The 26703-nt window shown below is 69.4% G+C and carries 27 protein-coding genes and 1 riboswitch; of the genes, 9 read left to right on the forward strand and 18 right to left on the reverse strand.

Translation table 11 applies throughout. From position 1 onward, the window contains the following. The first annotated feature begins 53 nt into the window (after positions 1 to 53). The 4 genes from tsaB (at position 54) to ASC87_RS20960 (ending at position 4751) form a co-directional block, all read left to right on the forward strand. Positions 54 to 776: a tRNA (adenosine(37)-N6)-threonylcarbamoyltransferase complex dimerization subunit type 1 TsaB gene (tsaB, locus tag ASC87_RS20945; RefSeq protein WP_056666831.1), complete on the forward strand. Its 723-nt coding sequence runs from the start codon at positions 54 to 56 to the stop codon at positions 774 to 776. Then, positions 773 to 1258, forward strand: a complete 486-nt coding sequence (gene rimI / locus ASC87_RS20950) for a ribosomal protein S18-alanine N-acetyltransferase (protein WP_056666835.1) — start codon at positions 773 to 775, stop codon at positions 1256 to 1258. Before tsaB ends, rimI begins: the two co-directional genes overlap by 4 nt. Further along, on the forward strand, positions 1258 to 2091 hold the full coding sequence (locus ASC87_RS20955; protein WP_056666839.1) for a uracil-DNA glycosylase family protein: 834 nt from the start codon (positions 1258 to 1260) through the stop codon (positions 2089 to 2091). The genes rimI and ASC87_RS20955 overlap by 1 nt, the downstream gene beginning before the upstream one ends. 221 nt (positions 2092 to 2312) lie before the next feature. Then, entirely contained in the window at positions 2313 to 4751 is a 2439-nt protein-coding gene (locus tag ASC87_RS20960; RefSeq protein WP_056666843.1) for a bifunctional diguanylate cyclase/phosphodiesterase, read from the forward strand. Positions 4752 to 4825: 74 nt separating this feature from the next. Here the strand turns inward: ASC87_RS20960 and glmU are convergent, their stop codons facing one another. Continuing rightward, positions 4826 to 6199, reverse strand: coding sequence for a bifunctional UDP-N-acetylglucosamine diphosphorylase/glucosamine-1-phosphate N-acetyltransferase GlmU (glmU, locus tag ASC87_RS20965; protein WP_056666846.1), 1374 nt, complete (start codon positions 6197 to 6199; stop codon positions 4826 to 4828). Positions 6200 to 6239: 40 nt separating this feature from the next. Between glmU and ASC87_RS20970 the strand changes: the two genes are divergently transcribed. Then, positions 6240 to 7073 (forward strand): DUF6279 family lipoprotein, encoded by an 834-nt coding sequence (locus ASC87_RS20970; protein WP_157604176.1) that lies wholly within the window; start codon positions 6240 to 6242, stop codon positions 7071 to 7073. Between the two features lie 51 nt (positions 7074 to 7124). Here ASC87_RS20970 and ASC87_RS20975 read toward each other — a convergent pair whose 3' ends face one another. The 4 genes from ASC87_RS20975 to ASC87_RS20990 are packed head-to-tail and all read right to left on the reverse strand — an operon-like array spanning position 7125 to position 9838. Then, complete coding sequence (locus ASC87_RS20975) at positions 7125 to 7718, reverse strand: DUF4136 domain-containing protein (RefSeq protein ID WP_056666852.1); 594 nt, start codon at positions 7716 to 7718, stop codon at positions 7125 to 7127. Between the two features lie 23 nt (positions 7719 to 7741). Beyond that, a complete protein-coding gene (gene ttcA / locus ASC87_RS20980) occupies positions 7742 to 8650 on the reverse strand; it encodes a tRNA 2-thiocytidine(32) synthetase TtcA (RefSeq protein WP_056666854.1) in 909 nt (302 codons plus the stop codon). A gap of 2 nt (positions 8651 to 8652) precedes the next feature. Continuing rightward, positions 8653 to 9051: a dihydroneopterin aldolase gene (locus ASC87_RS20985; RefSeq protein WP_056666858.1), complete on the reverse strand. Its 399-nt coding sequence runs from the start codon at positions 9049 to 9051 to the stop codon at positions 8653 to 8655. A 1-nt stretch (position 9052) separates the two neighbouring features. Then, positions 9053 to 9838: an SDR family oxidoreductase gene (locus ASC87_RS20990; protein ID WP_056666860.1), complete on the reverse strand. Its 786-nt coding sequence runs from the start codon at positions 9836 to 9838 to the stop codon at positions 9053 to 9055. Between the two features lie 18 nt (positions 9839 to 9856). Here ASC87_RS20990 and ASC87_RS20995 point away from each other — a divergent pair, with 18 nt between their 5' ends. Next, positions 9857 to 10966 (forward strand): class I SAM-dependent methyltransferase, encoded by a 1110-nt coding sequence (locus ASC87_RS20995; protein ID WP_056666862.1) that lies wholly within the window; start codon positions 9857 to 9859, stop codon positions 10964 to 10966. Positions 10967 to 10973: 7 nt separating this feature from the next. Beyond that, a complete protein-coding gene (locus ASC87_RS21000) occupies positions 10974 to 11168 on the forward strand; it encodes a DUF2905 domain-containing protein (RefSeq protein ID WP_056666865.1) in 195 nt (64 codons plus the stop codon). 82 nt (positions 11169 to 11250) lie between these two features. Here the strand turns inward: ASC87_RS21000 and ASC87_RS21005 are convergent, their stop codons facing one another. The 4 genes from ASC87_RS21005 to ASC87_RS21020 are packed head-to-tail and all read right to left on the reverse strand — an operon-like array spanning position 11251 to position 16201. Next, complete coding sequence (locus ASC87_RS21005) at positions 11251 to 12486, reverse strand: multifunctional CCA addition/repair protein (RefSeq protein WP_056666869.1); 1236 nt, start codon at positions 12484 to 12486, stop codon at positions 11251 to 11253. Then, positions 12483 to 13166 (reverse strand): glutathione S-transferase family protein, encoded by a 684-nt coding sequence (locus tag ASC87_RS21010; protein ID WP_056666871.1) that lies wholly within the window; start codon positions 13164 to 13166, stop codon positions 12483 to 12485. The genes ASC87_RS21005 and ASC87_RS21010 overlap by 4 nt, the downstream gene beginning before the upstream one ends. 27 nt (positions 13167 to 13193) lie before the next feature. Beyond that, positions 13194 to 14147: a complex I NDUFA9 subunit family protein gene (locus tag ASC87_RS21015; RefSeq protein ID WP_056666873.1), complete on the reverse strand. Its 954-nt coding sequence runs from the start codon at positions 14145 to 14147 to the stop codon at positions 13194 to 13196. After that, on the reverse strand, positions 14144 to 16201 hold the full coding sequence (locus ASC87_RS21020; protein WP_082568814.1) for a lytic transglycosylase domain-containing protein: 2058 nt from the start codon (positions 16199 to 16201) through the stop codon (positions 14144 to 14146). The genes ASC87_RS21015 and ASC87_RS21020 overlap by 4 nt, the downstream gene beginning before the upstream one ends. A gap of 45 nt (positions 16202 to 16246) precedes the next feature. Between ASC87_RS21020 and ASC87_RS21025 the strand changes: the two genes are divergently transcribed. After that, positions 16247 to 16786 carry a 5-formyltetrahydrofolate cyclo-ligase gene (locus ASC87_RS21025; protein ID WP_056666876.1) on the forward strand — a complete coding sequence of 180 codons (540 nt, stop codon included), beginning with the start codon at positions 16247 to 16249 and terminating at the stop codon, positions 16784 to 16786. A 5-nt stretch (positions 16787 to 16791) separates the two neighbouring features. On the opposite strand, the gene ASC87_RS21030 is transcribed toward ASC87_RS21025, so the two are convergent. Both ASC87_RS21030 and ASC87_RS21035 read right to left on the reverse strand, forming a co-directional pair. Beyond that, the gene (locus ASC87_RS21030) at positions 16792 to 17400 is read right to left on the reverse strand and encodes a hypothetical protein (protein WP_056666879.1); all 609 of its coding nucleotides are present in this window, start codon (positions 17398 to 17400) and stop codon (positions 16792 to 16794) included. A 51-nt stretch (positions 17401 to 17451) separates the two neighbouring features. Continuing rightward, the gene (locus tag ASC87_RS21035) at positions 17452 to 17835 is read right to left on the reverse strand and encodes a TfoX/Sxy family protein (RefSeq protein WP_056666881.1); all 384 of its coding nucleotides are present in this window, start codon (positions 17833 to 17835) and stop codon (positions 17452 to 17454) included. 44 nt (positions 17836 to 17879) lie between these two features. On the opposite strand from ASC87_RS21035, the gene ASC87_RS21040 reads away from it, so the two are divergent. After that, the gene (locus ASC87_RS21040) at positions 17880 to 18452 is read left to right on the forward strand and encodes a 5-formyltetrahydrofolate cyclo-ligase (protein ID WP_056667605.1); all 573 of its coding nucleotides are present in this window, start codon (positions 17880 to 17882) and stop codon (positions 18450 to 18452) included. A gap of 492 nt (positions 18453 to 18944) precedes the next feature. Here ASC87_RS21040 and ASC87_RS21045 read toward each other — a convergent pair whose 3' ends face one another. From ASC87_RS21045 to ASC87_RS21075, 7 genes are all read right to left on the reverse strand, one after another. Continuing rightward, complete coding sequence (locus ASC87_RS21045) at positions 18945 to 19778, reverse strand: methylenetetrahydrofolate reductase (protein ID WP_056666886.1); 834 nt, start codon at positions 19776 to 19778, stop codon at positions 18945 to 18947. An 8-nt stretch (positions 19779 to 19786) separates the two neighbouring features. Then, complete coding sequence (locus ASC87_RS21050) at positions 19787 to 20551, reverse strand: TlyA family RNA methyltransferase (protein WP_056666889.1); 765 nt, start codon at positions 20549 to 20551, stop codon at positions 19787 to 19789. Between the two features lie 18 nt (positions 20552 to 20569). After that, positions 20570 to 21997, reverse strand: a complete 1428-nt coding sequence (gene ahcY / locus ASC87_RS21055; protein ID WP_056666892.1) for an adenosylhomocysteinase — start codon at positions 21995 to 21997, stop codon at positions 20570 to 20572. Between the two features lie 86 nt (positions 21998 to 22083). Continuing rightward, a riboswitch (S-adenosyl-L-homocysteine riboswitch) is annotated at positions 22084 to 22163 on the reverse strand. Between the two features lie 16 nt (positions 22164 to 22179). Next, positions 22180 to 23061: a transglutaminase family protein gene (locus tag ASC87_RS21060; protein ID WP_235582233.1), complete on the reverse strand. Its 882-nt coding sequence runs from the start codon at positions 23059 to 23061 to the stop codon at positions 22180 to 22182. Positions 23062 to 23215: 154 nt separating this feature from the next. Further along, positions 23216 to 25513, reverse strand: a complete 2298-nt coding sequence (locus ASC87_RS21065; protein ID WP_056666895.1) for an ATP-binding protein — start codon at positions 25511 to 25513, stop codon at positions 23216 to 23218. Positions 25514 to 25584: 71 nt separating this feature from the next. Beyond that, entirely contained in the window at positions 25585 to 26016 is a 432-nt protein-coding gene (locus ASC87_RS21070) for a biopolymer transporter ExbD (RefSeq protein ID WP_056666898.1), read from the reverse strand. A 23-nt stretch (positions 26017 to 26039) separates the two neighbouring features. Continuing rightward, positions 26040 to 26696, reverse strand: coding sequence for a MotA/TolQ/ExbB proton channel family protein (locus ASC87_RS21075; RefSeq protein WP_056666902.1), 657 nt, complete (start codon positions 26694 to 26696; stop codon positions 26040 to 26042). Positions 26697 to 26703 lie beyond the last annotated feature (7 nt).

The raw sequence follows: 26703 nt of genomic DNA on the forward strand, positions 1-26703 counted from the left end.
GACACCCGTCTGCATGGGCTTCCGTCACGCGAACAGGCCCTAGACTTGATGGCATGACGACGCTGCTTGCCTTCGACACCTCCACCGACCTGATGAGCCTCGCCTTGCACACCCCGGCCGGGGTGTTCGTGCGGGAGTCCGCCGGTGGGGCGCTGGCATCGGCGCGGCTCGTGCCCGACGTGATGGCCTTGCTCGCGGAGGCCGGCGTTTCGCTGGCCGGTGTGGACGCCATCGCCTTCGGCGCAGGCCCGGGCGCGTTCACCGGCCTGCGCACCGCATGTTCGGTAGCGCAGGGGTTGGCGCTGGGTGCTGGCAAACCGGTGGTGCCGGTGGACAGCCTGATGCTCGTGGCCGACGATGCGCGCGCGGCCCTCGGGGGCGGTGACACCGTCCACGTGGCCATGGACGCCCGCATGGACCAGGTCTATGCCGGGGCCTACGACTGGGCGGGCGACCGCTGGGCCGTGCGGGAGGCGCCCGCGCTGCTCGACCCGCCCGTGCTCGCCGCCCGCTGGCGCGCGGCGCCGCCGGCAGTGGCCGCGGGGTCGGCCCTCGTGCCGTTCGAGGCGGTGCTGGCGCTGGGTGCCGGCACGCAGCGGGTGCCCGAAGCGCTGTCGCGCGTGCAGGCGCTGCTGCGCGTGGCGCTGCAGCAATGGCATGCCGGCGTGGCCGTGGACGCCGCGCTGGCCTTGCCCGTGTACGTGCGCGACAAGGTAGCCCAGACCACGGCGGAACGTGAAGCCGCCCGCGAGGCCCGCGACGGAGCGGGCGCGTGAACGCACTCCTCCACGATCAACGACAATGGATGCCGATGGCGGTGCGGCACCTCGATGCCGTGCTCGCCATCGAAAACGTGGCCTACCCGGTCCCTTGGACACGCGGCAACTTCATCGATTCGATCGCCGCGGGGTACGAGGCCTGGTTGCTCGTCGATGCACAACAGGTGCTGCTAGGCTACTTCATCGCGATGGATGGGGTGGAAGAGATGCACCTGCTGAACATCACGGTGGCGCCGGCACGGCAGGGCGAGGGCATTGCCCGGTTCATGCTGGACCGCCTGGTGGTGTTGTGCCGCGAGCACCACGCCCACGAACTGTGGCTCGAGGTGCGTGAGAGCAACGTGCGCGCGAAGTTGCTGTACTCCCGCTACGGTTTCCAGCCGATCCGGGTGCGGCGTGGTTATTACCCGCTGCCGCCGGGGCAGCCGGGGCGGGAAGATGCGGCGGTGATGAGCCTGAAGGTGGAGTCGGAACAGTGATGGGTTTCAGCGAACGCCAGACCATGATGCTGGAGGAAATGGGCATCCGTGTCTGGATGCGGCCCGAGCCTGCGCCTGCGCCGGCCGTTGCGCCGCCGCCTGTTGCGCGCGTGGCACCCGCGCCGGCGCCGCCAGTCTCCTCGCCGGCCCCGTCCCCCGCACCCGCTCCGATGGTGGCCCGTGTGGCCCCTGCACCGGCCCCGGTGCAGGCCCCGCCGCGGCGTGAGGTGGTGCTGGGCACCCGTCCTGCCGGCATCGAGTCCATGGACTGGCCCGCGTTGCGCGACGCCGTGTCCGGCTGCACCGCCTGCGGCCTCTGCGAAGGGCGCACGCAGACGGTCTTCGGCGTGGGCCACGAACACGCGCACTGGATGATCGTGGGCGAAGCCCCCGGTGAACAGGAAGACCGGCAGGGGGAACCCTTTGTCGGCAAGTCGGGCCAGCTGCTCGACAACATGCTGCGGGCCGTGGGCCTCACCCGCCAGGCCGAGTCGCCGGAGCGGCAGGTCTACATCGCCAACACGGTGAAGTGCCGGCCGCCGTCCAACCGCAACCCGGAACCGCAGGAGCTGGCGCAGTGCGAGCCGTTCCTCGTGCGGCAGATCGCGCTGGTGAAGCCGCGCGTGATCCTCGCGATGGGGCGGTTCGCGGTGCAGAGCCTGTTGCGCAGTACCGAGCCCATCGGGCGGTTGCGCGGCCGGGTCCACACGTATGAAGGGGTGCCGCTGGTCGTCACGTACCACCCGGCCTACCTGCTGCGCAACCCCGAGGACAAGGGCCGGGCCTGGGACGATCTGTGCCTGGCCCGCGAAATTCTAGACGCCGCTGGCTGAGAGGCTGAGAGTCTTTCGATCATGCCCGCTCATCACCCCAAAAGACGGCCGCTCGTCGTTGCGAATGCTCGCCATAGCCCGAGCTATGGCTGCGCTTCGCGCCTAGATCGGCCGCCTTTTGGTGCGCTGCTCGGGCACGCTCGAAAAACTCTCAGCCTCTGAAACCGGCCGGTATCATGGGTTGCCGAGGGACCGGGCCTGGGGAGCCCTGGATCGATCTCGTGCGCCAACCCACCCACACGACGATGAACGATCACCGAGCCCTGCTCGACAGCGACTTGCCGGGGCCGGACGCCTGGCCCTGCCTGCTGGCATGCCTGGCGGACGATGGTGCACTGCGGCAAGCGAACCGGGCGTTCACGGACCTGCTCGGCATCGCCCACGAAACCCACGACGGCTGGGTGTGGTCGGCGCTGCTGTCCCCCGCGTCGCTCGCAGAGCTGCACGAGCAGTTGCCGCGCCGCCGTGATTTCGGCATCACCCTCGCCGTCAAGGAAACGCCCGCCACGCCCGGGGGCACCTGGCTCGACGGCCAGGCGCGCTGGGACCCGGCCACCGCCGAGTACCGCTGTGTGTTCCACGAGGTCTCTGCGCGGGTGCGCAGCGAGGTGCAGGCGCGCGATCGGGCAGACCAGTTCCAGCTGCTGGCCGACAACGTGCCGGTGCTCATCGCCAACTTCGAGGCGCGCACGTTCGCCTGCCGTTTCGCGAACCGGCAATACGCCGAAACCTTCGGGTGGGACGAACGCACCATCCTCGGCCACACGTTCCGCGAGATCATCGGTGACGCCGCGGCGCGCGAGATCCAGCCCTACGTGGACATCGTGATGCGCGACAAGACCACGGCGTCGTACGAGCGCGAACTGACGGCGAAGGACGGCCACACGCAGTGGCTCGAGGTGAACCTGATCCCGCACCTGGGTCCCGACGGCGAGCCCACGACCGCGTTCGTGCTGATCTCCGACATCACGCGCCACCGTGCGGCCGAACGTGCCCTGCAGGAAACTCAGCAGCGCCTGTCGAAGTTCATGCAGGCGTCGGCCGAAGGCATCGCGTTCCTGCAGGACGGTGTCATCACCGACGTCAACCCCGCGGCGTGCCAGTTGGTGGGGTACACCCACGACGAACTGGTCGGGGCCCGCACGCTCGACCTCGTGGCGCCCGACCAGCGTGCGAAGGTGGCCGACATGATCCGCGCCGCCGAGGAAGTGCCGTATGAAAGTGCGCTGCTGCACAAGGATGGCAGCCGCCTGCCGGTGGAGCTGATGGGCCGCAGCATCTGGCACAAGGGCGAACGCGTTCGCATGACCCTCGTGCGCGACATCCGCGAGCGCTACGCGGCGCAGGAGCACATCCGCTACCTCGCGCACCACGACGCACTCACCGGGCTGCCGAACCGCGTGAGCCTGATGGAGGACCTGTCGCACCAGATCGCCGCCGCGCGCCGGGCCGACTCGCAGTTCGCGCTGCTGTTCATCGACCTCGACCACTTCAAGCGGGTCAATGACTCGCTCGGACACCTCGTGGGCGACACGCTGCTGCAGACCGTCTCCCGCCGCATCACCGACTGCCTGCGCACCACCGACCGCGTGGCCCGCTTCGGTGGCGACGAATTCATCGTGTTGCTGCCCGACACCCTGCAGCGGGTCGACGTCGAGGAGGTGTCCAACAAGCTGCTCGCGGCCATCGAGGTACCCGTCAACGTCGACGGCCGCCTCATCTCGGTGACCCCGTCCATCGGCATCTCGATGTTCCCGCACGACGCCGGCACGGCCGATGCGCTGATCAAGAATGCCGACACGGCGATGTACCTCGCCAAGTCGCGCGGGCGGGCCAACCACCAGTTCTTCACATCGGCGATGGCACGGTCCGCGCTTGACGCACTCGTGATGGAAAGCCAGATGACCCAGGGCCTGGCGCGCGGCGAGTTCGTGCTGCACTTCCAGCCGCAGATCGACGCCACCACCGGGGCGCTCGTGGGTGCCGAGGCGCTGATGCGCTGGAACCACCCGGAACGCGGCCTGCTGCTGCCCGACGCGTTCATCGAACTGGCCGAACAGCAGCGCCTGATGTTGCCGCTCGGCCAGTGGGCGTTGCGCGAGGCGTCGCGGTGCGCCCGCAGGTGGTTCGAAGCCGGCGTGCGCCACGCGCCGGTGGCGGTGAACCTTTCCACCGTGCAGTTCCAGACCAGCGGGTTCACGGCACTGGTCGGACAGGTGCTGCAGGAGGAGGGGGTGACCGGTGACCTGCTCGAACTCGAGCTGACCGAACGCATGCTGATGGACGACCTGCCCGAGGTGCGCCGCAAGCTGTCCGAGCTGAAGGCGATGGGCATGCGCATCGCGGTGGACGACTTCGGCACCGGCTACTCGTCGCTGTCGCACCTGAAGGAGCTGCCCATCGACAAGATGAAGATCGACCGCGCCTTCGTGCACGACCTGCCAGGCGATACCGAATCGGGGGCCATCGCGCGCGCCATCATCCAGATGTCGCGCGGCCTTGGTTTGAAGGTGATCGCCGAGGGTGTGGAAACCGAAGCGCAGCGAGCGTTCCTGGCGGAGGCCGGGTGCGATGAGTTGCAGGGGCTGTTGATCAGCGCGCCGCTGACGGCGGACGCCTTCGAGGCGTGGGCGCTGGACGCGATGGCCGCGGTGCGTTGAAGCTTGTCACCCCGGCGAACGCCGGGGGCCACCGCGGGGATGGGTCCCGGCCTTCGCCAATGGGCTGACAACGCTCACTTCTTCTTCACCGGCCGCGGCCAGCCTTCCAGCACCACCTGCTTGCCGCGTGCCACTGCGAGCGCACCGGCCGGCACGTCCTTCGTGATGGTGGAGCCACCGCCGATGGTGGCGCCCGCGCCCAGCTTGACCGGAGCCACGAGCACCGAGTTGCTGCCCACGTGCACGTCGGCTTCGATCACCGTGCGGTGCTTGTTGGCGCCGTCGTAGTTGGCGGTGATGCTGCCGGCGCCATAGTTGACACGTTCGCCCACCGTGGCGTCTCCCAGGTAGGCGAGGTGGTTGGCCTTGGCGCCGTTGGCCAGCGTGGAATTCTTCACCTCGACGAAGTTGCCGATGTGCACGTCGTTGCCCAGGTCGGCGCCCGGGCGCAGGCGCGCGAACGGGCCGATCAGCGAGCCGGTGCCCACTTTTACGCCGAGCGCTTCGCCGTCGATGTGGGTGAACGGGTGGATCACCGCGTTGGCGGCGATGCGGGCGTTGCGGATCACGCAGTTGGCGCCGATGCGCACGCCGTCGCCGAGGCTCACGTCACCTTCGAACACGCAGTTGACGTCGACCTCGACGTCGGTGCCGCAGGTGAGGGTGCCGCGCACGTCGAAGCGGGCCGGGTCGGCCAGGCGCACGCCGGCGTCCATGAACCGCACGGCCAGCGCGCGCTGGTGCAGGCGTTCGAGTTCGGCGAGTTGCACGGGGCTGTTGACCCCCAGCACCTCGACCTCGGCCACCGGCTGCGCAGCCACCACGGCCACCTGGTCGGCCACGGCCATGGCCACGATGTCGGTGAGGTAGTACTCGCCCTGCACGTTGTCGTTCTTCAGTTGCGACAGCCAGCGCTTGAGCAACCCCGTGGGCACGGCCATCATGCCGGTGTAGACCTCGCGGATCTCGCGCTGGGCGGGGGTGGCGTCCTTGTGTTCGACGATGGCGCGCACCGAGTCACCCTCGCGCACGATGCGGCCATATCCGGCGGCGTCGGCCAGGTCGATGGTGAGCAGCGCGAGGCGCGTGCCATCGCAGGCCTCGACCAGCGCCCGCGCCGTTTCGGCACGGATGAGCGGTACGTCGCCGTTCAGGATGAGCGTGATGCCTTCGGCGTGCAGCGCGGGCACGGCTTGCTGCACCGCATGGCCAGTGCCGAGTTGCGGCATCTGGCGCACGAACTGCAGGTGCGGCGCCTGCACGGCGGCTTCGACGAGTTCGGCCCCATGGCCGGTGATGGTGATGATGCGATCGGCCCCGAGCGTGGCGGCGGTGTCGAGGACGTGTTGCAATAGACTGCGTCCGGCGAGCTTGTGCAACACCTTGGGCAGGCTGGATTTCATGCGGGTTCCCTTGCCCGCGGCCATGATCACGATGTCGAGCGCCATGCAGCATCCTTGTACGAAGTCGGCAATTATCGGTGTGCTGATGCTTTTGACCACCCTGCTTTCGGGGTGTGGGGCCCTCCGGTTCGCCTATGGCCAGGCACCCGATCTGGTGTACTGGTGGCTCGATGGCTACTTCGATTTCAACGACACCCAGACCGACCGCATGCGCGAGGACCTGGGGGCGCTGTTCGACTGGCACCGCGCCACCCAGCTGCCCGATTACGCCCAGTTGCTCACCCGCGCGCGGGCCCAGGTGCTGGCGCCGGAGCCCATCACGCCGGCGCAGGTGTGCGGGTGGTACGACGAGGTGGTGGCGCGCACCGGCCCGGTGATCGAACGGGCGCTGCCGGCGGCGGCCTCGGCGGTGATGTCGCTGTCGCCGGGCCAGCTGCAGCACGTGCAGCGCAAGTACAACAAGGTCAACGCCAACTTCCGCGACGACTACCTGCAGCCCGATCCGAAGGACCGCCTGGAGGCGGCCGTGGAACGGGTGGTGGACCGCACCGAATCACTGTACGGCGGGCTCGACGAGGCGCAGGTCGAGCGCATCACCCGGCTCGTGGCCGCATCGCCGTTCGCCCCCGAGGTGTGGCTCGCCGAACGCCAGCAGCGCCAGCGAGATGCGCTGGCCACCGTGCGGGCGCTGCTGGCCGAGAAGGCGCCACCCGAGCAGGCCCAGGCGGCGTTGCGGGCGCTGGTGGCGCGGGTGCAGCGGTCGCCGCGCGAGGCTTACCGCCAGTACGACGAGCGCCTGCGGGCCTACAACTGCATGGTGGGCGCGCAGGTGCACAACGCGATGAGCCGCGAACAGCGCCAGGTGGCCGCCGACCGGCTCAAGGGCTGGTCGGATGACTTTCGCGCGATGAGCCGCTGAGGGCCCCAGGGCCGGGCTGTGCCCGACCCGCCCCCGTGGGGGCGTTGGGCGTCAGCGCGGCAGCGGCACCGACACGCGGCGCGGGTTCACGCCGTTGTGCGGGAAGTCGGTCATCGCGGCCTGGAACATGGCGCCCAGCAGCGCCGTGCCGCCGGGGGTGTTGCCGTCGTTGGTGGCCCGCGCCTCGTACAGCGGTTCGCCCGACTGTCGGTCGCGGATCAGCACCACCACCTCGCGGTCGTACCGCGGGTTGTCGAAGTGGTACATCACCTGGGGGCCGTAGAACGGGTGGCGCCCGAAGCGTGAGTAGTAGAGGCCGCCACGCCACCACAGCGGGTCGTCATACGGCGATCGGTCGGCCCGGCTGGCGCGGGCGCCGAGCTGCACGGTCACGTCCGCCGACTTGGGGTCGGCCGCAGGCTTGAAGCCGGACGCCTCCACCGCGGTGCGGGCCGCGGCCTCGAGCCGGTCCTGCTCCTTCTCGCGGGCCTGCTGCGACGGCAGCCGCTCGAACGTGTAGGTGGCCGGTTGCCGGCCGGTGGGCCACTTGCTGAACGTGGACACGTCGCTCTCCACGTTGTTGAATCCGGCGCAGCCCGCGAGGCCCAGGGCCAGTATGCCGAGCACGGCGGGGGTTTTCCACATGGTCGTTGCTCCTGTCTGGGGCCTCAGCGTTGCACGGTGATGATCGACGCGGGCGGGGGCGGGGCACAGCCCTCGTCTTCGTCGAACGCGCGGTCGCCCTGCGGGTCGGCCACGCCTGACGCTTGGATCGTGGCAAACGGGTACAGGTTCCGGTCCATCAGGTGCGACGGCACCACGTTGCCGAGCGCCGAGAACAGGTTGTCGACACGGCCGGGGAAACGCTTGTCCCAGTCGCGGAGCATCTGCTTGATCTGCACCCGTTGCAGGTTGTCCTGGCTGCCACACAGCGTGCACGGGATGATGGGGAACTGGCGGTGCGCGGCCCAGCGCTCCAGGTCCACCTCGGGCACGTACGCAAGCGGGCGGATCACGACGTTGCGGCCGTCGTCGCTGACGAGCTTGGCCGGCATGCCCTTGAGCTTGCTGCCGAAGAACATGTTCATGAACAGCGTCTGCAGGATGTCGTCGCGGTGGTGGCCGAGCGCGATCTTCGTGCAGCCGAGTTCACCGGCCACCCGGTACAGGATGCCGCGGCGCAGCCGCGAGCACAGGCCGCAGGTGGTCTTGCCCTCGGGGATCACGCGCTTGACGATCGAGTAGGTGTCCTGGTTCTCGATGTGGAACGGCACGCCGCGTGCGGTCAGGTACTCCGGCAGCACGTGTTCGGGGAAGCCCGGCTGCTTCTGGTCGAGGTTCACGGCAACCAGTTCGAAGCGGATGGGCGCGCGCTGCTGCAGGTTCAGCAGGATGTCGAGCATCGCGTAGCTGTCCTTGCCGCCGGACATGCACACCATCACCTTGTCGCCTTCTTCGATCATGTTGAAGTCGGTGATGGCCTGTCCGGCCAGGCGGTGCAGGCGCTTCGAGAGCTTGTTGGTCTCGAATTCCGCCTTCGCGCGGTCGGTCCCGGTGGTTTCGATCACGGCAGCCATGGTCACATGTCCTTCTTGAGCCCGAACACCTCGCAGCCCACGGCTTCGCAGTCGGGGTACACATCGGGCTTTTCGGTGGACACGCGGGCGGCTTTCACGAGCGGGTGCGCCAGCATCAGCGCCAGCACGTCGTCGCACAGCGTTTCCTGCAGGTGGATGTGGCCCTGCTTCACGCGCTGGGCGATGGAGCGGCGCATGAAGTCGTAGTCGACCACTTCGTGCAGTTCGTCCTGGGTGGGCGTGGACTGGGCGAGCGGGATGTACAGGTCCACGTTGATCAGCACCCGCTGTTCGCCGCGCTTCTCGAAATCGTGGACACCGATGTTGATCCAGACCTCGTAGTTGCGCAGGAAGAGTCTCCGGCAGTCCATCAGGCTCGGGTGGCTCAGGAGGCTATGCATGTCATTCTTTCGGGGCGGCCGCGTCGCGCGCGAGGAACATCACGTCGCGAGGCTGGGGCTGCAGGTGTTGGCCGCCGTCCACGAGCAGCGTGGTACCGGTGATGGCAGGGGAATCGATCAGGAAACGCACGGTGCGGGCGATGTCGGCGGGCAGCGAGGAGCGTTTCAGCGGGGTCAGGCCGTGCGCGCCAGCGAATTCGCCGTCGGTCATCGCACCCGACAACAGCGTGACACCCGGTGCCACGCCGCACACCCTCAATTGTGGCGCAAACGCCTGGGCCAGCATCACGGTGGCCGCCTGCAGCGCCGCCTTGGACAGCGTGTACGAGAAATAATCCGGGTTCGGGTTCCACAGTTTCTGGTCGAGCAGGTTCACGACGCAGCCCGTGCCCCCGGTGGCCAGCAGGTGCGTGTGGAACGCCTGGGCCAGCAGCACGGCAGGGCCGGTGTTGGCGCGCCAGTGGGTGTCCATCGCGGCGTACGAAAACGTGGCGGGTTCGTCGTAGTCGAACGTGGATGCGTTGTTGACCACCGCGTCCAGCCGCGGGAAGTGAGCCAGCACCTTCGGCAGCAGCGCGCGGCATTCGGCCTCGACGCCCAGGTCGGCCGCAAACGCCTCCGCACGGGCGCCCGCGGCGCGCAGCGCGGCCACGGTGGCCTGTGCGTCGGCCTCGGAGTGACGGTAGTGCACGGCAACGTCGAAACCGGCCGCGGCGAGGTCGAGCGCGATGGCTTGGCCGAGGCGGCGGGCGCTGCCGGTGACCAGGGCAACGGGACGAGGGGTCATGGTTCCTACAATGGCGGGATGCAATCCAACGAGTCTGTCAGTGTATCGGCGGCCCTTCCCCGCCTGATCCACGAGGCCATCGCCCGCGCCGGGGGCTGGCTGCCGTTCGACCGCTTCATGGCGCTGGCCTTGTACGCCCCGCGCCTGGGCTATTACGCGAACGACAGCCGCAAGTTCGGCCTCATGCCGCAATCCGGCAGCGATTTCGTCACCGCGCCGGAGCTGTCACCGCTGTTCGGACAAGCGCTCGCCCGCCAGGTGGCCGAGGCGCTGCTGGCCAGCGGCACCCAGGCCGTGTGGGAGTTCGGGGCCGGCTCCGGGGCGCTCGCCGAGCAACTGCTCGATGCGCTGGGGCCGGTGGTCGAGCGGTACGTCATCGTCGACCTGTCCGGCAGCCTGCGCGACCGCCAGCGCGAGCGGCTGGCCCGCTTCGGCGACCGCGTGCAGTGGGCCGACACCTTGCCCGACACGCTGGCCGGCGTGGTGGTGGGCAACGAGGTGCTCGACGCGATGCCGGTGCAGCTGCTGCACTTCGATGGCGCGGGGTGGCAGGAACGGGGTGTGGTGACCGACGGCGCCGGCTTCGGCTGGGCCGACCGCCCCACCGACCGGGTGCCGCCCGGCGACGGCCCGTTCGTGCCCGGCACCGTCACCGAGGTGCACCCCCAGGCCGAAGCCTTCATCGCCACGCTGGCCGACCGGCTGGAACGCGGGGCGGCGTTTTTCCTCGACTACGGTTTCCCCGAGGCCGAGTACTACCACCCGCAACGCAGCGGCGGCACGCTGATGTGCCACCACGCCCACCTGGCCGACCCCGACCCGCTGGTGCTGGTGGGCCAGAAGGACATCACCGCCCACGTGAACTTCACCGGCATCGCGCTGGCCGGGCAGGACGCCGGGCTCGACGTGCTGGGTTACACGTCGCAGGCGAACTTCCTGTTCAACTGCGGCATCCTCGACCTGATGCAGGGCGGCGACCTGCGCACCAACCTGCCGGTGCAGACCCTGCTGAACGAACACGAGATGGGTGAACTCTTCAAGGTGATCGGTTTCGCCCGGGGCTGCGACCCGGCCTTCACCACCGCGGCGCTCGGGTTCGCCCGCGGCGACCGGTCACACCGGCTGTGAGCGCACCATGATCCGCTGGCTGATCGGGGTGTTCATCGTGCTGATGCTGTTCGGCCAGTTCCACCGCTGGCTCGAACGCATCGGCCTAGGTCGGCTCCCCGGCGACTTCCGCTTCCGGCTGTTCGGGCGGGAGTTTTTCCTGCCGTTCGCGAGCAGCGTGCTGATCTGCGTGGTGATCCTGCTGGTGGGCAAGTTCATCTGACAGGTGTCACACACCTTGTCGTCCCGGCGCAGGCCGGGATCTCCACCGGTTCGGGCAGATCCCGGCCTTCGCCGGGATGCCTCTACGGGGCCAGCGGTTGCAGGAACACCCCCACGGCATCCTGCCGTGCCCGCCGGATGGCGTCGGCGATCGCCGGGCCCTGGCGTCCCTGCTCGGTCGCTTGCGCGGCCACCGCGGCCGTGTCCACGCCGCGGGCCGCCTTCAGCGCCCCCAGCAGCCGCTCGCGCTGCGGGTAGGGCTCACCTTCCAGCCCGAGCCGCCCGCGCGCATCGCACTCGCACGCAAGCAGCACGTCGGCGAACCGCTCCGGCCGGCGCCACGCATCGCAGCGGTCCAGCAGGCGCACGATGGCGGAGGCATCCAGCGAGGCGCTGCGGTGCACGTTGCCGTGTTCGCGGGCCACGGTGACGGCGGTTTCCCGGCAGTCGGCAGGCACCCGCAGCCGCTCGCTCATCTCTTCGACAAGGGTCACGCTGCGGGCCTCGTGGGCGATGTGGCGGGGCCATTCGTCGGGCGGGGTGGTGCCCTTGCCGAGGTCGTGGCCCAGGCAGGCGTACCGCACCGCGAGCGGCGCGCCAAGCCGTGCGGCGGCGTCGAGCACCATCATCAGGTGCACGCCGGTGTCGATCTCCGGGTGATGGGCCTCGGGTTGGGGCACACCCCACAGGCGGTCTACCTCGGGCAGCAGGCGGGCCAGCGCCCCACAGCCCCGCAACACCTCGAACATCCGCGACGGGCGGTCTTCCATCAGCCCGCGGGCGATCTCCTGCCACACCCGTTCGGCCACGAGCGCGTCCACCTCGCCGGCCTCGACCATCTGTTCCATCAGCGCTTCGGTCTCGGGGGCGACGGTGAACCCGTCGAACCGGGCGGCAAACCGCGCCAGGCGCAGGATGCGCACCGGGTCCTCGGCAAAGGCCGGGGACACGTGGCGCAGCAGTTTCGCGTCGAGGTCGGCGCGGCCGTGGTACGGGTCGACGATGCGGCCGTCCTCGTCCTGTGCCATCGCATTGATGGTCAGGTCGCGGCGCTGCAGGTCGTCCTCGAGGGTCACGCCCGGGTCGGCGTGGAACGCGAAGCCGTGGTACCCGGGGGCCGTCTTGCGCTCGGTGCGCGCGAGGGCCACCTCTTCCTTCGTCTGCGGGTGCAGGAAGACGGGGAAGTCCTTGCCGACAGGCAGGTAACCCTGGTCGAGCAGCTCCTGCGGCGAGGCGCCCACCACGACCCAGTCGTGGTCGTTCACCGGGCGCCCGAGCAGGGCGTCGCGCACGGACCCGCCGACCAGCCACTTTTTCATGCGCGCCCTGTGCGGTAGTTTTCTTCGAACTGCAGGAAGTCGTGTTCGGCCTGCGCGTCGCGGTACCAGGCCGAGACGCTGCGCAAGGCCAGCACACGGTCGACGTACCCCTTCACCGCGGCCGGCACCGGGGCGCCGTAGGTGACGAGGCGGGTCACCACCGGCGCGAAGAACGCATCCGCGATGGTGAAGTGGCCGAACAGCATGGGCCCGCCCGACTGCGCGAGCAGCTGCGTCCACATCGACACGATGCGGTCCAGGTCGGCACGCAGGGCGGGCTGTTCGGCCAGCACCCGGGCGCCCACGTCGGCCAGGTGCGCCTCGATGTTCATGCCCCAGTGTTCGCGCAGCGCCGCAAAGCCCGAATGCATCTCGGCGCACACGCTGCGGGCGCGGGCGCGCTGGCGCGGGTCGGCCGGCCAAAGGTTCTTCTCGGGGAACCGCTCGGCCACGTACTCGGCGATGGCGAGGCTGTCCCACACGGGGAAGTCGCCGTCGACGAGCACCGGCACGCGGCCGGTGGGGTTGTGCTTCAGGATCTCGGTCTTGAACGCCGAGTGGGGGTCGAACGAGTCGAAGCGCAGCACCACTTCTTCAAACGGGATGCCGGCTTCGGTCAGCAGCACCCACGGGCGCATGGACCAGGACGAGTAGTTCTTGTTGCCGATGTAGAGCTTCATCTTTGGTTTCTCCCTGGGTGAATGGGTTCAGCGGCCCGCGCCGCGGCGCCATGTGTCGAGACGCGCCACGCTGTCGCGCCGGGCCAGCAGCATGGGCATCACCGATTCCAGCGCGGATGGCGTGATGCCGAGCGCCGCGAGGCCGGGCACGCGGCCGGTGGCGACGTTGTCGGTCTTGAGCGAATCCACGTTGTCGCGCGAGATCATCGGCTCGCCGGGCAGGCACTCCATCGCCAGCGCCTGCAGCTTCGCGAGGGGGCCGGGCAGGCCGAACACCGGGCGCTCGTGGCCCGACCAGCGGCCGGCCAGCCGCACCAGTTCGGCGAGCGTGTAGGTCTTCGGTCCGGCCAGCTCGTAGACCTGGCCAATGGTGTCGCGCCGTTCGATGGCCGCCACGAGGGCATCGGCCACGTCGGTCACCCACACCGGTTGCAGGCGGCACGAGGCGCCGGCAAGCGGCATCACGGGCAACACGGCCTGCAGGCGCGCGAAGAGGTTCATGAAGTGGTCGAGCGGGCCGAACACGACGGCCGGCCGGAGCACCGTCACGTCGAGCCCCGACGTGGCCAGCACGGCCTCGCCGCCCGCCTTGGTGCGCTGGTACATCGACGGCGCGCCGGCCGCCGCCCCCAGCGCGCTGACGTGCACCACACGGCGAACGCCGTTCGCGCGGCACGCCTGGGCCAGGCGGCGGGGCAGGTCCACGTGGGTGCGGTCGAACTCCGCCTGCGAACCGTGCAGCCGGGCGATCAGGTTCACCACCACGTCGCTGCCCGCCACGACCCGCCGCAGGTCCTCGTCGCGGTTCACGTCGGCGGCGATCACGTCGACCGTGGGCAGGTATTGCACGCGCCGGCCCCGCTGGATCTGGCGCGTGGGCACCTCGATGCGCGGGCCCGCGCCCCCGAAGCGGGTGACGAGCTGCTCGCACAGGCTCTGGCCGATGAAACCCGTTCCGCCGAGCACCAGGATCTTGTTCACGGCAACTCCGTATCCGGGGCCGGCAGCCCCGCTTCGCGTGGTCCGATGGAACGGCCCAGCCGCGCCTTCAGCGACGGGGCCACGGTGGCATTGGGATCCTTCAGCAGCGCCGCGTAGAAGGTGGCGTTCGACAGCACCTTCTTGACGTAGTCGCGGGTTTCACCGAACGGCACGTTCTCGACCCAGATCGCCGGTTCCAGGCGAGGGCCCTCGCGCCAGCGGCGCGGCCGGTTCGGGCCGGCGTTGTACGCGGCGGCGGCCATGGCCTGCGAACCGTCCAGGTCGTCGAGCACCAGCTTCAGGTAGCTGGTGCCGAGCTTCAGGTTCACATCACGGTCGGTGATCATGTCGGGCGTGAAGGGCATGCCGACCTTCTTGGCGGTCCAGCGTGCCGTGGCCGGCATCAGCTGCATCAACCCGGCCGCACCCACGCCGGAACGGGCGTCCACGATGAACCGCGATTCCTGGCGGATCAGGCCATACACGTACGCGGGGTCGAGGCCGATCTCGCGGCCGCGGGCCACCATCTCCCGGCGGAACGGGACGGGGAAGCGCTGGGCCATGTCGATGTCGGCCTTCGTGCGGTCGCTCGTGTTGATGCAGCGGTCCCACAGCTGGCGTTCACAGCCCACCTCGGCGGTGGCGCGCAGCGTGCGGTCGTCCATGCCGCGCAGCGTGAAGTTCCACTCGCGGTTCGCCTCGTTGCGCAGGCCGGCGGTGGTCAGCAGCAGTGCGCGGGCGATGCCGGGTTCGCGCGCGGCGGCCTCGCGGTCGGCGGTGGGCACGGGGGCCGGCACGGGGGGCATCGTGATGGGCCGGCCCAGCTCCTCGGCCGCCAGCGACCCGTAGAAGTGGTACTGGCCGGCGATGCTGCCGAACATCTCGTGGCTCTGCGCGGCCATCGCGGCCGGGTCGCTGGAATCGCGGGCGAGTGCCTGCAACGCACGGGCCTTCCAGTACACCCACGTGGCGTCGCGTTGGGCGACCGGGTCCATCGCGTTGATGGCCTGGATCACCTGCTGCCAGCGCGGGCCACCGTCGTTGCGCAGCGCGGCGCGGGCCTTCCACGCGAGGGTTTCGTCGGCCCAGACCAGCTCGAGGTCGGTCTTCGACGCCATCAGCTCGGCCTGCTGGAAGTAGCTGGGCGCGGTGGGCATCAGCCGCATCGCGGCCTGCTTGCCCACGGTGGACCAGGCCCAGGCGGCTTGCTCGGGACGCAGCGACTCGCGCCACGTGGTGTTGAGCAGGCTGACGGCGGCGTCGGGGTCGGTGGCCGCCAGGCGCATCAGCGCGAGGGTCACGAGCTCCTGCGTGGTGCGGTCGGCCGTGGCCTTTTTCCTGGCCAGGTATTTCGCAGGGTTGTCGACCAGGTCGGGCACCTCGGCGGCAAACGACGGCGCCACGAGCTGGACGGCCAGGCGGGCCGCGCGAGGCTTGTTCGCGTCCACGGCCACCCGGGCGCGGCGCCAGGCGTCAGCAGCGCCGAATTGCTTGGCCTCGAAGAGCGTGGTGGCGAGCAGGGCACAGCCGTCGTCGGCATCCTTCTGCGCGAACCATGCGGCGCGGGCGGCGTCGCGCACGTCCTTGCCGGCCAGGTGGTCGGCAAGCAGCGCGTAGCAGGCCACCTGCCGGTCGTCGTTCATCCGGAACCGCGGGTAGTCGGCCGACAGGGCCGCCCAGTCGCGGCGGCGGCCCAGTTCGAGCAACCAGTCGTTTCGCAGCCGGTCTTCCACGTAGGAGCCGGACCAGCGCTGGTAGAACGCCTCTACCTCGTCGGCCTGCACGAGGTTGATGCGGCTGCTGAGGTCCCAGTAGTCGACCCAGGGCGCGAGCGCCTGGCGTTCGCCGACGGCGGCCGCACGCAACGACGCCAGCCGCGCGCGGTCGCCCTTGCGCAGGGCGTCGCGCGCGTCGAGGATGTTGCCGAAACCGTTCTGGGCCGCTGCCGGGGCGGCGGACAGCGCGAACGCGGCCGCCATCGCCAGGCCGGCGATCGCACGGCCCACGCCGGGCCGCTCATATACTCGTTTGAAGTTCTTCAACGTGTCTTTCATGGGTTGATCATGCCGCCTCACAGCCCGGCTCCCGAGCGAACTGCCTTGCGCCAGCACCTGCTGGCCGAGCGTGAGCGATTTGTCCTGTCACCGCGGGCCGCGGACGCCACCCGCGCGCTCGAAGACCGGTTGGCCGAAGTGCTGGCCCAACTGGCGCCCGAATGCCTGGGGGTCTACTGGCCGGTGCGGTCCGAATTTAACGCAGCTCGCCCTTGGCGCGTGGACGAAGGGGACAGCGCGGTGCCGCTGGCGTTGCCCTTTGCACGCAGAGAGCCGCCGGCGATGCAGTACCGGCTGTGGGACGGCGCCGAACCCACCGAACGCGACGGCTGCGGCATCCTCACCGCCACCGGCGCCCCGGCGGTGCCCGACGTGGTGCTGGTGCCCTGCGTGGGATTCACCGACGACGGCTACCGCCTCGGTTACGGCGGCGGTTTTTTCGACCGCTACCTGGCCGCCCACCCCGACACCACGGCGGTGGGGGTGGCGTGGTCGGTGGGGCGCATCGAGCCCGGGGCGTTCAAGCCGGAGCGCCACGACCACCCGCTGATGCTGGTGGTCACCGAGTCCGGCGTGGTGGGCTGACCGGGTCAGCCGGGGCAGCGTTCGCGGTACGTGGCCTCGAAACGCTGCAGGTCGGCCTGGTCGCCGGCCGTGGGGTTCGGGCGTTGCCTGCGTGTGGCCAGGTTCTTGCGCATCAGCGCGCACCGGTCGGCCTGTTCTTGCCGCTCGGCCGCGGATTGCAACGCGGCATTCTTCTCGGCGAGCCGGCGTTCGCTCTCTGCGTTGCGGACATCGCCGGGCGGGTCCTGCGCGTTCGCGCCGCTGTCCCCGCAGAGGCGCTGCCATTCCCGGCGCAGCAAGGTGACGTGGTCATGCCCGAGGCCCTGTGCCAGCCCGATGCGCATCGCTTCGCCGAGGGCGGCGCAGTTGGCCGCGAGTTCGTTCTGGTCGGCGGACAGCGGCGGAGGGCGCGGCGCGGCGCGGGGTGGCAGGGGTGGTGCGGGGGCTGGCGTGGTGTTGCCGCCCAGCTGCCCCATTCCGGAGGGGGCGGGGCAGGGGAGGTCCGTCTTGTAGCGGCGGCCGTCGGGGGTGGCGCAGGTGTGGATGGTTTGCGCAACGGCACCGGCCACGGGCGCGAGCGCCGTCAGCAGGGCGAGCGTGCCGAGAAGGCGTTGAATCGGGCGCGAACGGAACACGGATCTCCCCCGGGGCGGTGGATGACCGCGCTAGTTTGGTTGCCGCCAATTCTAGGACGACGATTTCCCCCTCGTCGGCGGGCGTTTCGTGCGTGTTTTCGCGGCCCGGGCGCGCAGCCCGGCCTCGAACGCCAGGCGCGCCCAAGGCAGCATCAGCGCGGGCGACTCCAGCGCATCGTCGGGGGCGGTCCAGTAGCTCATCGTCACCGTCTTGCTGCCCCCTTCGTACACGAAGGGGCGGCACCCTGCCGCCTCGAACCGCCCGCGGGTGGTGTCGTCGGCCTTCAGGTACAGCTGTTCGTTGGCCACGAGGGCCATGAACACGTCGTCGACGTAGAGCCCGAAGCCACCGAACATGCGCAATATGCGCACGGCGCCGAGGGGCGACAGGAGTTCCACGCTGTGGGTGACGTAGTCGGGCAAGGGCGCAGGCATCGGGAGAGTCTTGCACAATGTCGGCTGATCGACACGGGATGGCCATGACTCCGAACGAACGCGACACTCTCCGCGAGAAACTGATCAAGGACCGCCAGGCGCTGCCCGACCGGCTCGAGCGCGCGGTGCAGCTGCAGCATGTGCTGCGCACCTGGCTCGTGACCCGCAAGGAATCCTCGATTGGGGCGTATTGGCCCATCAAGGGCGAATTCGACCCGCTGCCGGCGCTGTTCCGCTGGAGCGAGGGCGGGCCCGAAGGGTCACCCCGCCGCATCGGCCTGCCGGTGACCGACCGCGCCACCGAATCGCTCAAGTTCCACGTGTGGTTTCCGGGCTGCCCGATGGAACTCGATGCCCACGACATCCCGAAGCCGAAGGACACCGACGTGTTCCAGCCCGGCATCCTGCTGCTGCCCTGCGTGGGTTACGGCCCGGGGGGCGTGCGCCTCGGGTACGGGGGCGGGTTCTACGACCAGACGGTGGCGTCGCTGTCACCCAGGCCACTGACGGTGGGGGTGGGGTATGCGCACGGGTTCCTGCCGCTGCTGCGGGCGCGGCCCGATGAAGAGCCGCTGGACGTGATGATCACGGAAGACGGCGTCATGTACGCGCGGTGAGTGCCTCCCGCTGTCGTCCAGACGAAGGCTCACTGCTGTCCGGGATCAATTTCTGTCACGCCGGGGGCCACTGGTGGCTGCGAGTCGCGTTTCCTCTCAGGCGAGGCCGCGCCGGTAGTTCTGGGCGAATGAATGACGAGGCTTTCCGTGCCCAGTACCCGGCTGTATCGATGACCAAGCCGGAGACCCGTCCAGGGTGACGCGAGTGGCTCGGGTGGTTCGGTGCCTGGGAAGGCAGACCCCGGGAGTCAGGGCGTGGAGAGACGTCCTGGCTTGATCGAGTCCTCGGCGTACACCGAGCGAGTCCCGCTCAGCCGAAGCGNGCAAAGGTCTGGGAAGCTGGTGTTGAGGTGTTTTCTTGGTTCCTTCTTTTTCACCAGAAAAAGAAGGGACTCGGCTGCCGGGCCGAGACCCGGCGCGGCCTCGCCAGAGAACAAGCACAACTCGCAGCGCACTGTGAGTCCCGGCGTTCGCCGGGGGGGGGGGGCGGGGCTACCAGCCCAGCCGCTTGAACAGCGCCAGCGAGGCGCCGCTCTGGTTCATGGTGTACAGGTGCACGCCCGGAGCGCCACCGGCCCGCAGGCGCTCGCACAGGTCGGTCACCACGTCGAGGCCGAAGGCCTTGATGGACTCCACGTCGTCGCCGTACGACTGCAGCCGCAGGCGGATCCAGCGCGGGATCTCGGCGCCGGTGTTGTCGGCGAAACGGATCAGGCCGCTCGCGTTCGTGATGGGCATGACCCCCGGCACCACCGGCACGTCGGCGCCCAGCTTGCGGGCCTCGTCGAGGAAGCGGAAGTAGGCGTCGGCGTTGAAAAAGAGCTGCGTGATGGCCGAATTGGCGCCGGCATGCACCTTGGCCGCATAGGCCTGCAGGTCGGCCTGCGGTGACTTGGCCTGGGGGTGCATCTCGGGGTAGGCGGCCACCTCGATGTGGAAGTGGTCGCCGGTTTCCGCGCGGATGAACGCGACGAGGTCGCTGGCGTAGCGGAATTCGCCGAAGCTGCCGTAGCCACTGGGCAGGTCGCCGCGCAGCGCGACGATGCGGCGGATGCCGGCGTCGCGGAACTGGGCCAGCGCGTCGCGGATGGAGTCGGTGCTGGCGCCCACGCAGGTGAAGTGCGGGGCACCCTCGACACCTTCCGAGAAGATGTCCTGCACCATGCTCAGCGTGCCCTTGTGCGTGGAGCCGCCGGCCCCGGCGGTGACCGAGCAGAACGCCGGCTTCAGCGCATACAGCTCGCGGCGCACCGCGGCGTACTTCGCCACGCCGTCGGGTGTCTTGGCGGGGAAAAATTCGAGGCTGACGGGAAAGTTGGAGGTCATCGTCGATCTCACTGCGGTTGAACCGCCTGGGCCCACACGAAAAATTCGGTGTTGCCGTTGCCGCCCGTGATGGGGCTCTGGAAATACGCCCGCAGCTGCAGGCTCTGCTGCCGGCAGGCCTGCCGGATGCGGGTCTCGACTTCCTGGAACAGTGCCTTGTCGCGCACGATGCCGCCCTTGCCGATCTGGTGCGGCTGCAACTCGAACTGCGGCTTCACGAGCAGCAGCAGGTGGCCGAGCGGCGCCAGGTAGTGCACGAGCGTGGGCAGCACGTGGGTGCTGGAGATGAACGACAGGTCGCCCGTGACGAACCCGAAACTCTGCGGTTCGACGGCCGCCGCGAACGCGGTGCCGGCCACGTCGCGGGCGTTCACGCCCTCGAAGGCCTGCACCCGCGGGTCGGCGGCGAGCTGCGGGTGCAGCTGGCCGTGGCCCACGTCGATGCCCACCACCTTGGCGGCACCCCGTTGCAGCAGCGCGTCGGTGAACCCGCCGGTGCTCTGGCCAGCGTCGAGGCACACGAGGCCCGTGACGTCGATCTTGCAGTGGTCGAGGGCGCCTTCGAGCTTCAAGCCACCGCGTGACACGAACTTGAGTTCGGATGTGTCGGTGACCTCGAGCTGGCAGCCGTCGGGCACGTCTTCACCGGCCTTCTTGGGCACCGACCAGCCTTTGGGCCCGAACCACCGCACCGCCCCCCGCTCGATGAGCCGCTGGGCGGCGGAGCGGGTGGGGGCGAGGCCCTTCTGGAGAATGAGCTGGTCGATGCGCATCGAAGGTACTTCCGGATCTCAGTAGCGGTAGGTGTCGGGCTTGTACGGGCCCTTCTTGTCGACACCGATGTAGGCGGCCTGTTCGTCCGTCAGTTCGGTCAGCATGGCGCCGACCTTCTTCAGGTGCAGGCGCGCGACCTTCTCGTCGAGGATCTTCGGCAGCACGTACACCTTGCCCACCTGGTAGGCGTCGGGGCGCGTGAAGAGTTCGATCTGCGCGATGGTCTGGTTCGCGAAGCTCGATGACATCACGAAGCTCGGGTGGCCCGTGCCGCAGCCGAGGTTCACGAGGCGGCCCTTGGCCAGCAGGATGATCTTCTTGCCGTCGGGGAACTTGATGTGGTCGACCTGCGGCTTGATCTCGTCCCATTCGTACTTCTCGATCGACGCGATGTCGATCTCGTTGTCGAAGTGGCCGATGTTGCAGACGATGGCCTGGTCCTTCATCGCGGCCATGTGCTCGTGGCGGATGATGCCCTTGTTGCCCGTGGTGGTGACGAAGATGTCGGCCTTGTCGGCGGCGTACTCCATCGTGACGACCTTGTAGCCTTCCATCGCGGCCTGCAGTGCGTTGATGGGGTCGATCTCGGTGACCCACACCTGGGCGCTCAGGGCACGCAGGGCCTGGGCGGAACCCTTGCCCACGTCGCCGTAGCCGGCCACGACGGCAACCTTGCCGGCGATCATCACGTCGGTGGCGCGCTTGATGCCGTCCACGAGGGATTCACGGCAGCCGTACAGGTTGTCGAACTTGCTCTTCGTGACCGAGTCGTTCACGTTGAACGCGCGGAACAGCAGCGAGCCCTTGGCGCTCATCTCGTTCAGGCGGTGCACGCCGGTGGTGGTTTCTTCCGTCACGCCGATGATCTCGGCGCTCTTGCGGGTGTACCAGGTGGGATCGGCGGCCAGCTTCGCCTTGATGGCGGCGAACAGGCAGGTCTCTTCTTCGCTGGTGGGGTTCTCGAGCAGCGACTGGTCTTTTTCGGCGCGCTGGCCGAGGTGCATCAGCAGCGTGGCATCGCCACCGTCGTCGAGGATCATGTTCGGGCCTTCGCCCGTGGAACCCTTCGGGCCGAAGTCGAAGATGCGGTGGGTGAAGTCCCAGTACTCGGTGAGCGTTTCGCCCTTGTGCGCGAACACTGGCGTGCCTTCGGCGACCAGTGCCGCGGCGGCGTGGTCTTGCGTCGAGAAGATGTTGCACGACGCCCAGCGCACTTCGGCGCCGAGGGCTTGCAGCGTCTCGACCAGCACGGCGGTCTGGATGGTCATGTGCAGGCTGCCGGTGACCCGGGCGCCCTTGAGCGGCTGGGTCTTCGCGAATTCCTCGCGGATGGACATCAGGCCCGGCATCTCCGTTTCGGCGATGCGGATTTCCTTGCGGCCCCAGTTCGCGAGCGAGAGGTCGGCGATCGCGTGGTCGGCGGCGGGTTTGAGAACAGCGTTCATGGACAGGCTCCTTGTGTTGGGAACCCGCACGCGCGGCAAGGGGAGCGAAAAGCGTTCGGCTCACTCACCCACGGACACGGTCGACGTGCGGGTGAGCGCGGTTGCAGATCAAGCTTCCGAGCCTGGGGCGCCTGGGGTGGGCGGCCTTGCAACGCTCCTCGGAAAGTCCGGGCATTGTACCGTCAGTCGGGCGAGGAAAGGCATGGATTCATGCGGGTCATGACCGCCGGGCCGAAGATCGTGGCGAACGCCACGTCCTTCGCGTCGCGGCCCATCGCAATGCGGATCAACTCCGCCATCGGCGACATGCGGGTGGGGTCGAACAGCACCCACTGGCCGCCCAGGTAGGCCTCGAAAACGGCATGGAAATCGGGCGGCGGGTCGTCGAACCGCGCGTACCCCACCACCAGCCGGGCGGGGATGTTCAAGGCGCGACAGAACGTGATCCCCAGGTGGGCAAAATCACGGCACACGCCGGCCCGGTACAGGAACACGTCGCGGGCGGTGGTGGTGACCACGGTGGCGCCCACCTGGTAGTCGATGTTGTCGTGGATCCAGTCGCAGATGGCCTGCACGCGGGCAAACCCGGGCGGGTGGCCGCAGAACAGCTTCTGCGCGGCCCGTCCCAGCAGGTCCGACTCGCAGTAGCGGGTGGGCATCAGGTTGTGCAGGATGTCGTCGGGCAGGTCGGCGATGGGCAGTTCCACCGCCTCGGAGGCGTCGGGGTCGGGCAACCGGCGCACCTGGGCGCGGTAGCGCAGTGTCAGCGGCCCGGCGCCCGCGCGCAGGCGCAGGAAGCGGTGGTGGACGGTGGGATCCTCGAAGATGTGGGTGGCCACTGCGGGTGTGACCTCCAGCGACTCGGAGATCAGCTGCTGGCCCATGCCGTTCAGCGCGTGGATCTGGAACAGGAAGTCGCAATCGCCGGTCAGGTCGTAGGCCAGCTCGCAGTCGACGTCGAACCGCTTTCCGGCGGGGATGTCGGCATCGGTGGCCATGTGGATGGCCGGCGGGGACGGTTCGGCCGTGCGGGGCAGCGGGGCGTCCAGGACGGGAGTGTTCATGGCTGGGCCTGTCGGTTCGAGGGGGACACGTCATTGGACTGGCCGCGGCCCGCGAGGCCCATCGGCCCCCGGCGCAACCCGAGGTAGGACAACCACCGGCTGCAGGCGCACCGTCCTTGTGCGGCAGGTGGCGCCTGGGGAGGGGGCGGTGTCGTCAGGCGCTGGCGAGCCGGTCGATTTCGTCGAACAGGCGGGCCACGTCGAGGGGTTTGGTCAGGTACACGTCGAAGCCGGCCGCGTGGGCCCGGTCCACGTCCGCCCCCATCGCATTGGCGCTGAGCCCGATGAGCGGCAACTGCGCGGTGCGCGGGTGGGCACGCAGGCGGCGGCACAACTCGAGGCCGTCGATGCCGGGCAGGTCGATGTCGACGATGGCGAGCGCGGGTGGGTTGGTCACCGCCATGTCGAACCCGGTCAGGCCGTCGGTGGCCACCTGGAGCACGTGCCCCGCGCGCAACGCCAGCACATGGCGCAGCAACTCGACGTTCGACGGGTTGTCTTCCACGTAGAGCAGTTGCCGGGTGTCGGACTGCAGCGTTTCGGGCGCGAACGGGGGGATCGGCGGCAAGGTGGGGGCCGGCCGGCCGGCCGGTGTGTCGGCCGCGGGCAGCTCGAAGCTGAACGTGGAGCCCACGCCGTCCTCGGACACCGCGTCGATGCGGCCGTCCATCAGCTCGACCAGCCGCCGCGTGATCACGAGGCCGATGCCGGTGCCCTGCACCGTGTCGCCGGCCCGCTCGAACCGGGTGAAGGGTTCGTACAGGCGCGACAGCTGCTCGGCGCTCATGCCCCGCCCGGTGTCGGTCACACGCACCCGCACGCGCCCGGTCCCGGTGGTGTGCGTCGTGATGGTCACCCGGCCGCCGGTGCGGTTGTATTTCACCGCGTTCGACAGCAGGTTGTTCAGCACCTGTTTCAGGCGCTTGCGGTCGGCCGTGACCCAGCTGCGGCCATCGGCCGGGCACAGGTCCACGATCCGCACGTCCTTGGCCGCGGCCTGGGTGCTGACCAGCGTCACCGATTCGGCGATGGCCGCGCACAGGTCCAGCGATTCAGGCGTGGTGGTCATCGCGCCGGCCTCGATGCGGGACAGGTCGAGCACCTCGTTGATCAGCTCCAGCAGGTGCCAGCCGGCCATCTCGATCTGCTTGACCTTCTGGGCGTTCGTCTCGGGCATCGGGTGGTGCGAGAGCTGCAGCAGCTGCGAAAACCCGAGGATGGCGTTGAGCGGTGTGCGCAGCTCGTGGCTCATGCGGGAGAGGAAGTCGGACTTCGCGTGGCTCGCCCGTTCGGCCAGTTCCTTGGCCTGCCGCAGTTCGGCGGTGCGCTCGCTCACGCGCTGCTCGAGCTCCTCGTTGGCCAGCCGCAGCGCCTGTTCGGCCAGCACGTGGCGGCTGACGTCGGTGAACGACGTCACGGCGGCGTACGGCGTGGCTTCACCGCGCCGGAACAGCGGCGACACGTTGACGGACACCCACACCGACGTGCCGTCGGGCCGCACGAGGTGGCAGAGCTGGTTGCGCACCGGCTCGCCGGTGACCAGGGCGTGGTGCGTGGGGCGTTCGTCGAGCGGAATGTCGGTGCCGTCGGGCCGCAGCAGGCGCAAGCCCTGGAAGGCGCCCTTCATGTCGGACGAATGCCGGCGCGAGACCCGGCACATCGAGGCGGCGGCCTCGTTGCGGTCGAGCACCTGGCGGGTCTTGGCATCGGTGACCATCAGGCCTTCGGTCAGCGTCTCGATCACCGAACGCAGGTACGACTCGCGTTCCTGCACCGCCTGGGCCATGCGCTTGAACGCATCCGACACCTGGCGCACTTCCAGCACGGGGCTGTCGGGGATGGCCTGGCCGGGCTTGCCGGCGGCGAGGTCCTGGCTCGCCTCGGCGAGGCGGCGCAGCCCCTTCGTCAGCCAGGACATGCACACCGCGAGCAGTGCCGTGCCAAGCACCAGCACGAGCCCGCCGATGGCGAGCCCGTTGCGCGACATCGTGTCCCGGGCCTCGTCCACCGCCTCGGTGGGAATGCCGAACCGCAGGGCGCCGAGGGGCTGGCCCTCGATCACGAGGGGCATGGCCACGTCGAGTGCGGGCCGGCTCGACGGCATGGACCCGCCGGCCGCCACCTGTTCCCCCTGGGCATCGATGACCTCGAGGTAGGCGAGCCCGCGGCCGGACACGCTCTGCTTCACGACGGCGTTCAGCGTGGCGTAGTCGCGGGTGGCCAGCAGCGGCGAAATGGCCGCGTTCAGCAGCGGGCGGAGCTGTTCGGCCTCGGCATCGAACTGGCGCAGCATCGCCTTCGTGACGAGGTTGTTCGCATTCCAAAGCAGCAGCCCCAGCGTGACCACGAAGATGGTCACGCTGCCCACGATCAGTTGCGCTCGCAGCGTGCGGAACAAGGGGGGGCGGAACGTGAGGGAACCCTGGCGGGCGGTGGCCAGATTGTGCCGCACGGGTGGCGCCGAAAGGTCAGGGTCCGCCCCACGTGGCCGCGGCCCATGGGGGGCCAGGGCCGGTCAGGTCGTCACTGCGAGGCCGCCTTCGCGGCCGGCTCGGCGACGAACCCGATGCGGTTCAGGCCGGCCGCCTGCACGGTGCCGATCAGTTCGGCCACCCGGCCGTACGGCACGGTCTTGTCGGCGCGCAACTGCACTTCCGTCTGCGGGTTGGTGCGCGCGGCCTGTTCGACGTGGGCCTTGAAGTCGCTGGCCGGGATGGGCCGGTCGCCAACGAACAGCTGGCCCCGGGCATCGATGGCCACCGCGAGAAAAACGGGCACGTCGGCCTGCGAGGTGCCTTCGGCCTTGGGCAGGTCGAGCTTCAGGCTCGCGGTCATCAGCGGGGCGGTGATCATGAAGATCACCAGCAGCACCAGCATCACGTCGATCAGCGGCGTCATGTTGATGTCGCTCATCGGCGAGGGCCGGGCGGTGCGTTCGAGGCGTCCGAAGGCCACGGCGTGAGGTTCCGGCCAGGTTCTCAGGCGGACACGGCGGTGTCGGAGACCATTTCGCGCAGGTCGTGCGCGAACCCTTCCAGGTCGGCCTCGCAGCTGCCGATCTGTTTGCCGAACACGTTGTAGGCCAGCACCGCGGGGATGGCCACGGCCAGGCCCGCGGCAGTCATCACGAGGGCCTCACCCACCGGGCCGGAGACCTTGTCGATGGTGATGGTGCCGCTGATGGCGATGCTGCCGAGCGCATGGTAGATGCCCCACACGGTGCCGAACAGCCCGATGAACGGGGCCGTGCTGCCGACGGACGCGAGCACCACCTGGCCGAACTGCAGCTGCGCAAGCACCCGGTGCAGCGCATCGCGCAGGCGGCGCGTGAGCTGGGATTCGATCAGGCCGTGGGCCTCGAGCGTGCCGGCCGGCGGTGTGGCAGTGGCGGCGTCGAGCAGTGGTGCGAGCGTGCCTTCACGGTCGAACGCGGCCAGTTGGTCGCGGCCTGCGCCCAGCGAGGCCGCGGACCAGAACGCCGGCACGGCGCGGCCGATGTCGGTGCGCACGCGGGCGAGCAACCACCCCTTCCAGAAGATGAGCACCCAGGCGCTCACCGACATCAGCAGGAGGAGCAGCGCCACGGCGCGCGTGACGCCGTCGCCGTGTTGCCAGAATTGCCAGGCGCCGGTCATGCAGGGC

Source organism: Rhizobacter sp. Root1221 (assembly GCF_001425785.1).
GTDB lineage: Bacteria > Pseudomonadota > Gammaproteobacteria > Burkholderiales > Burkholderiaceae_C > Rhizobacter.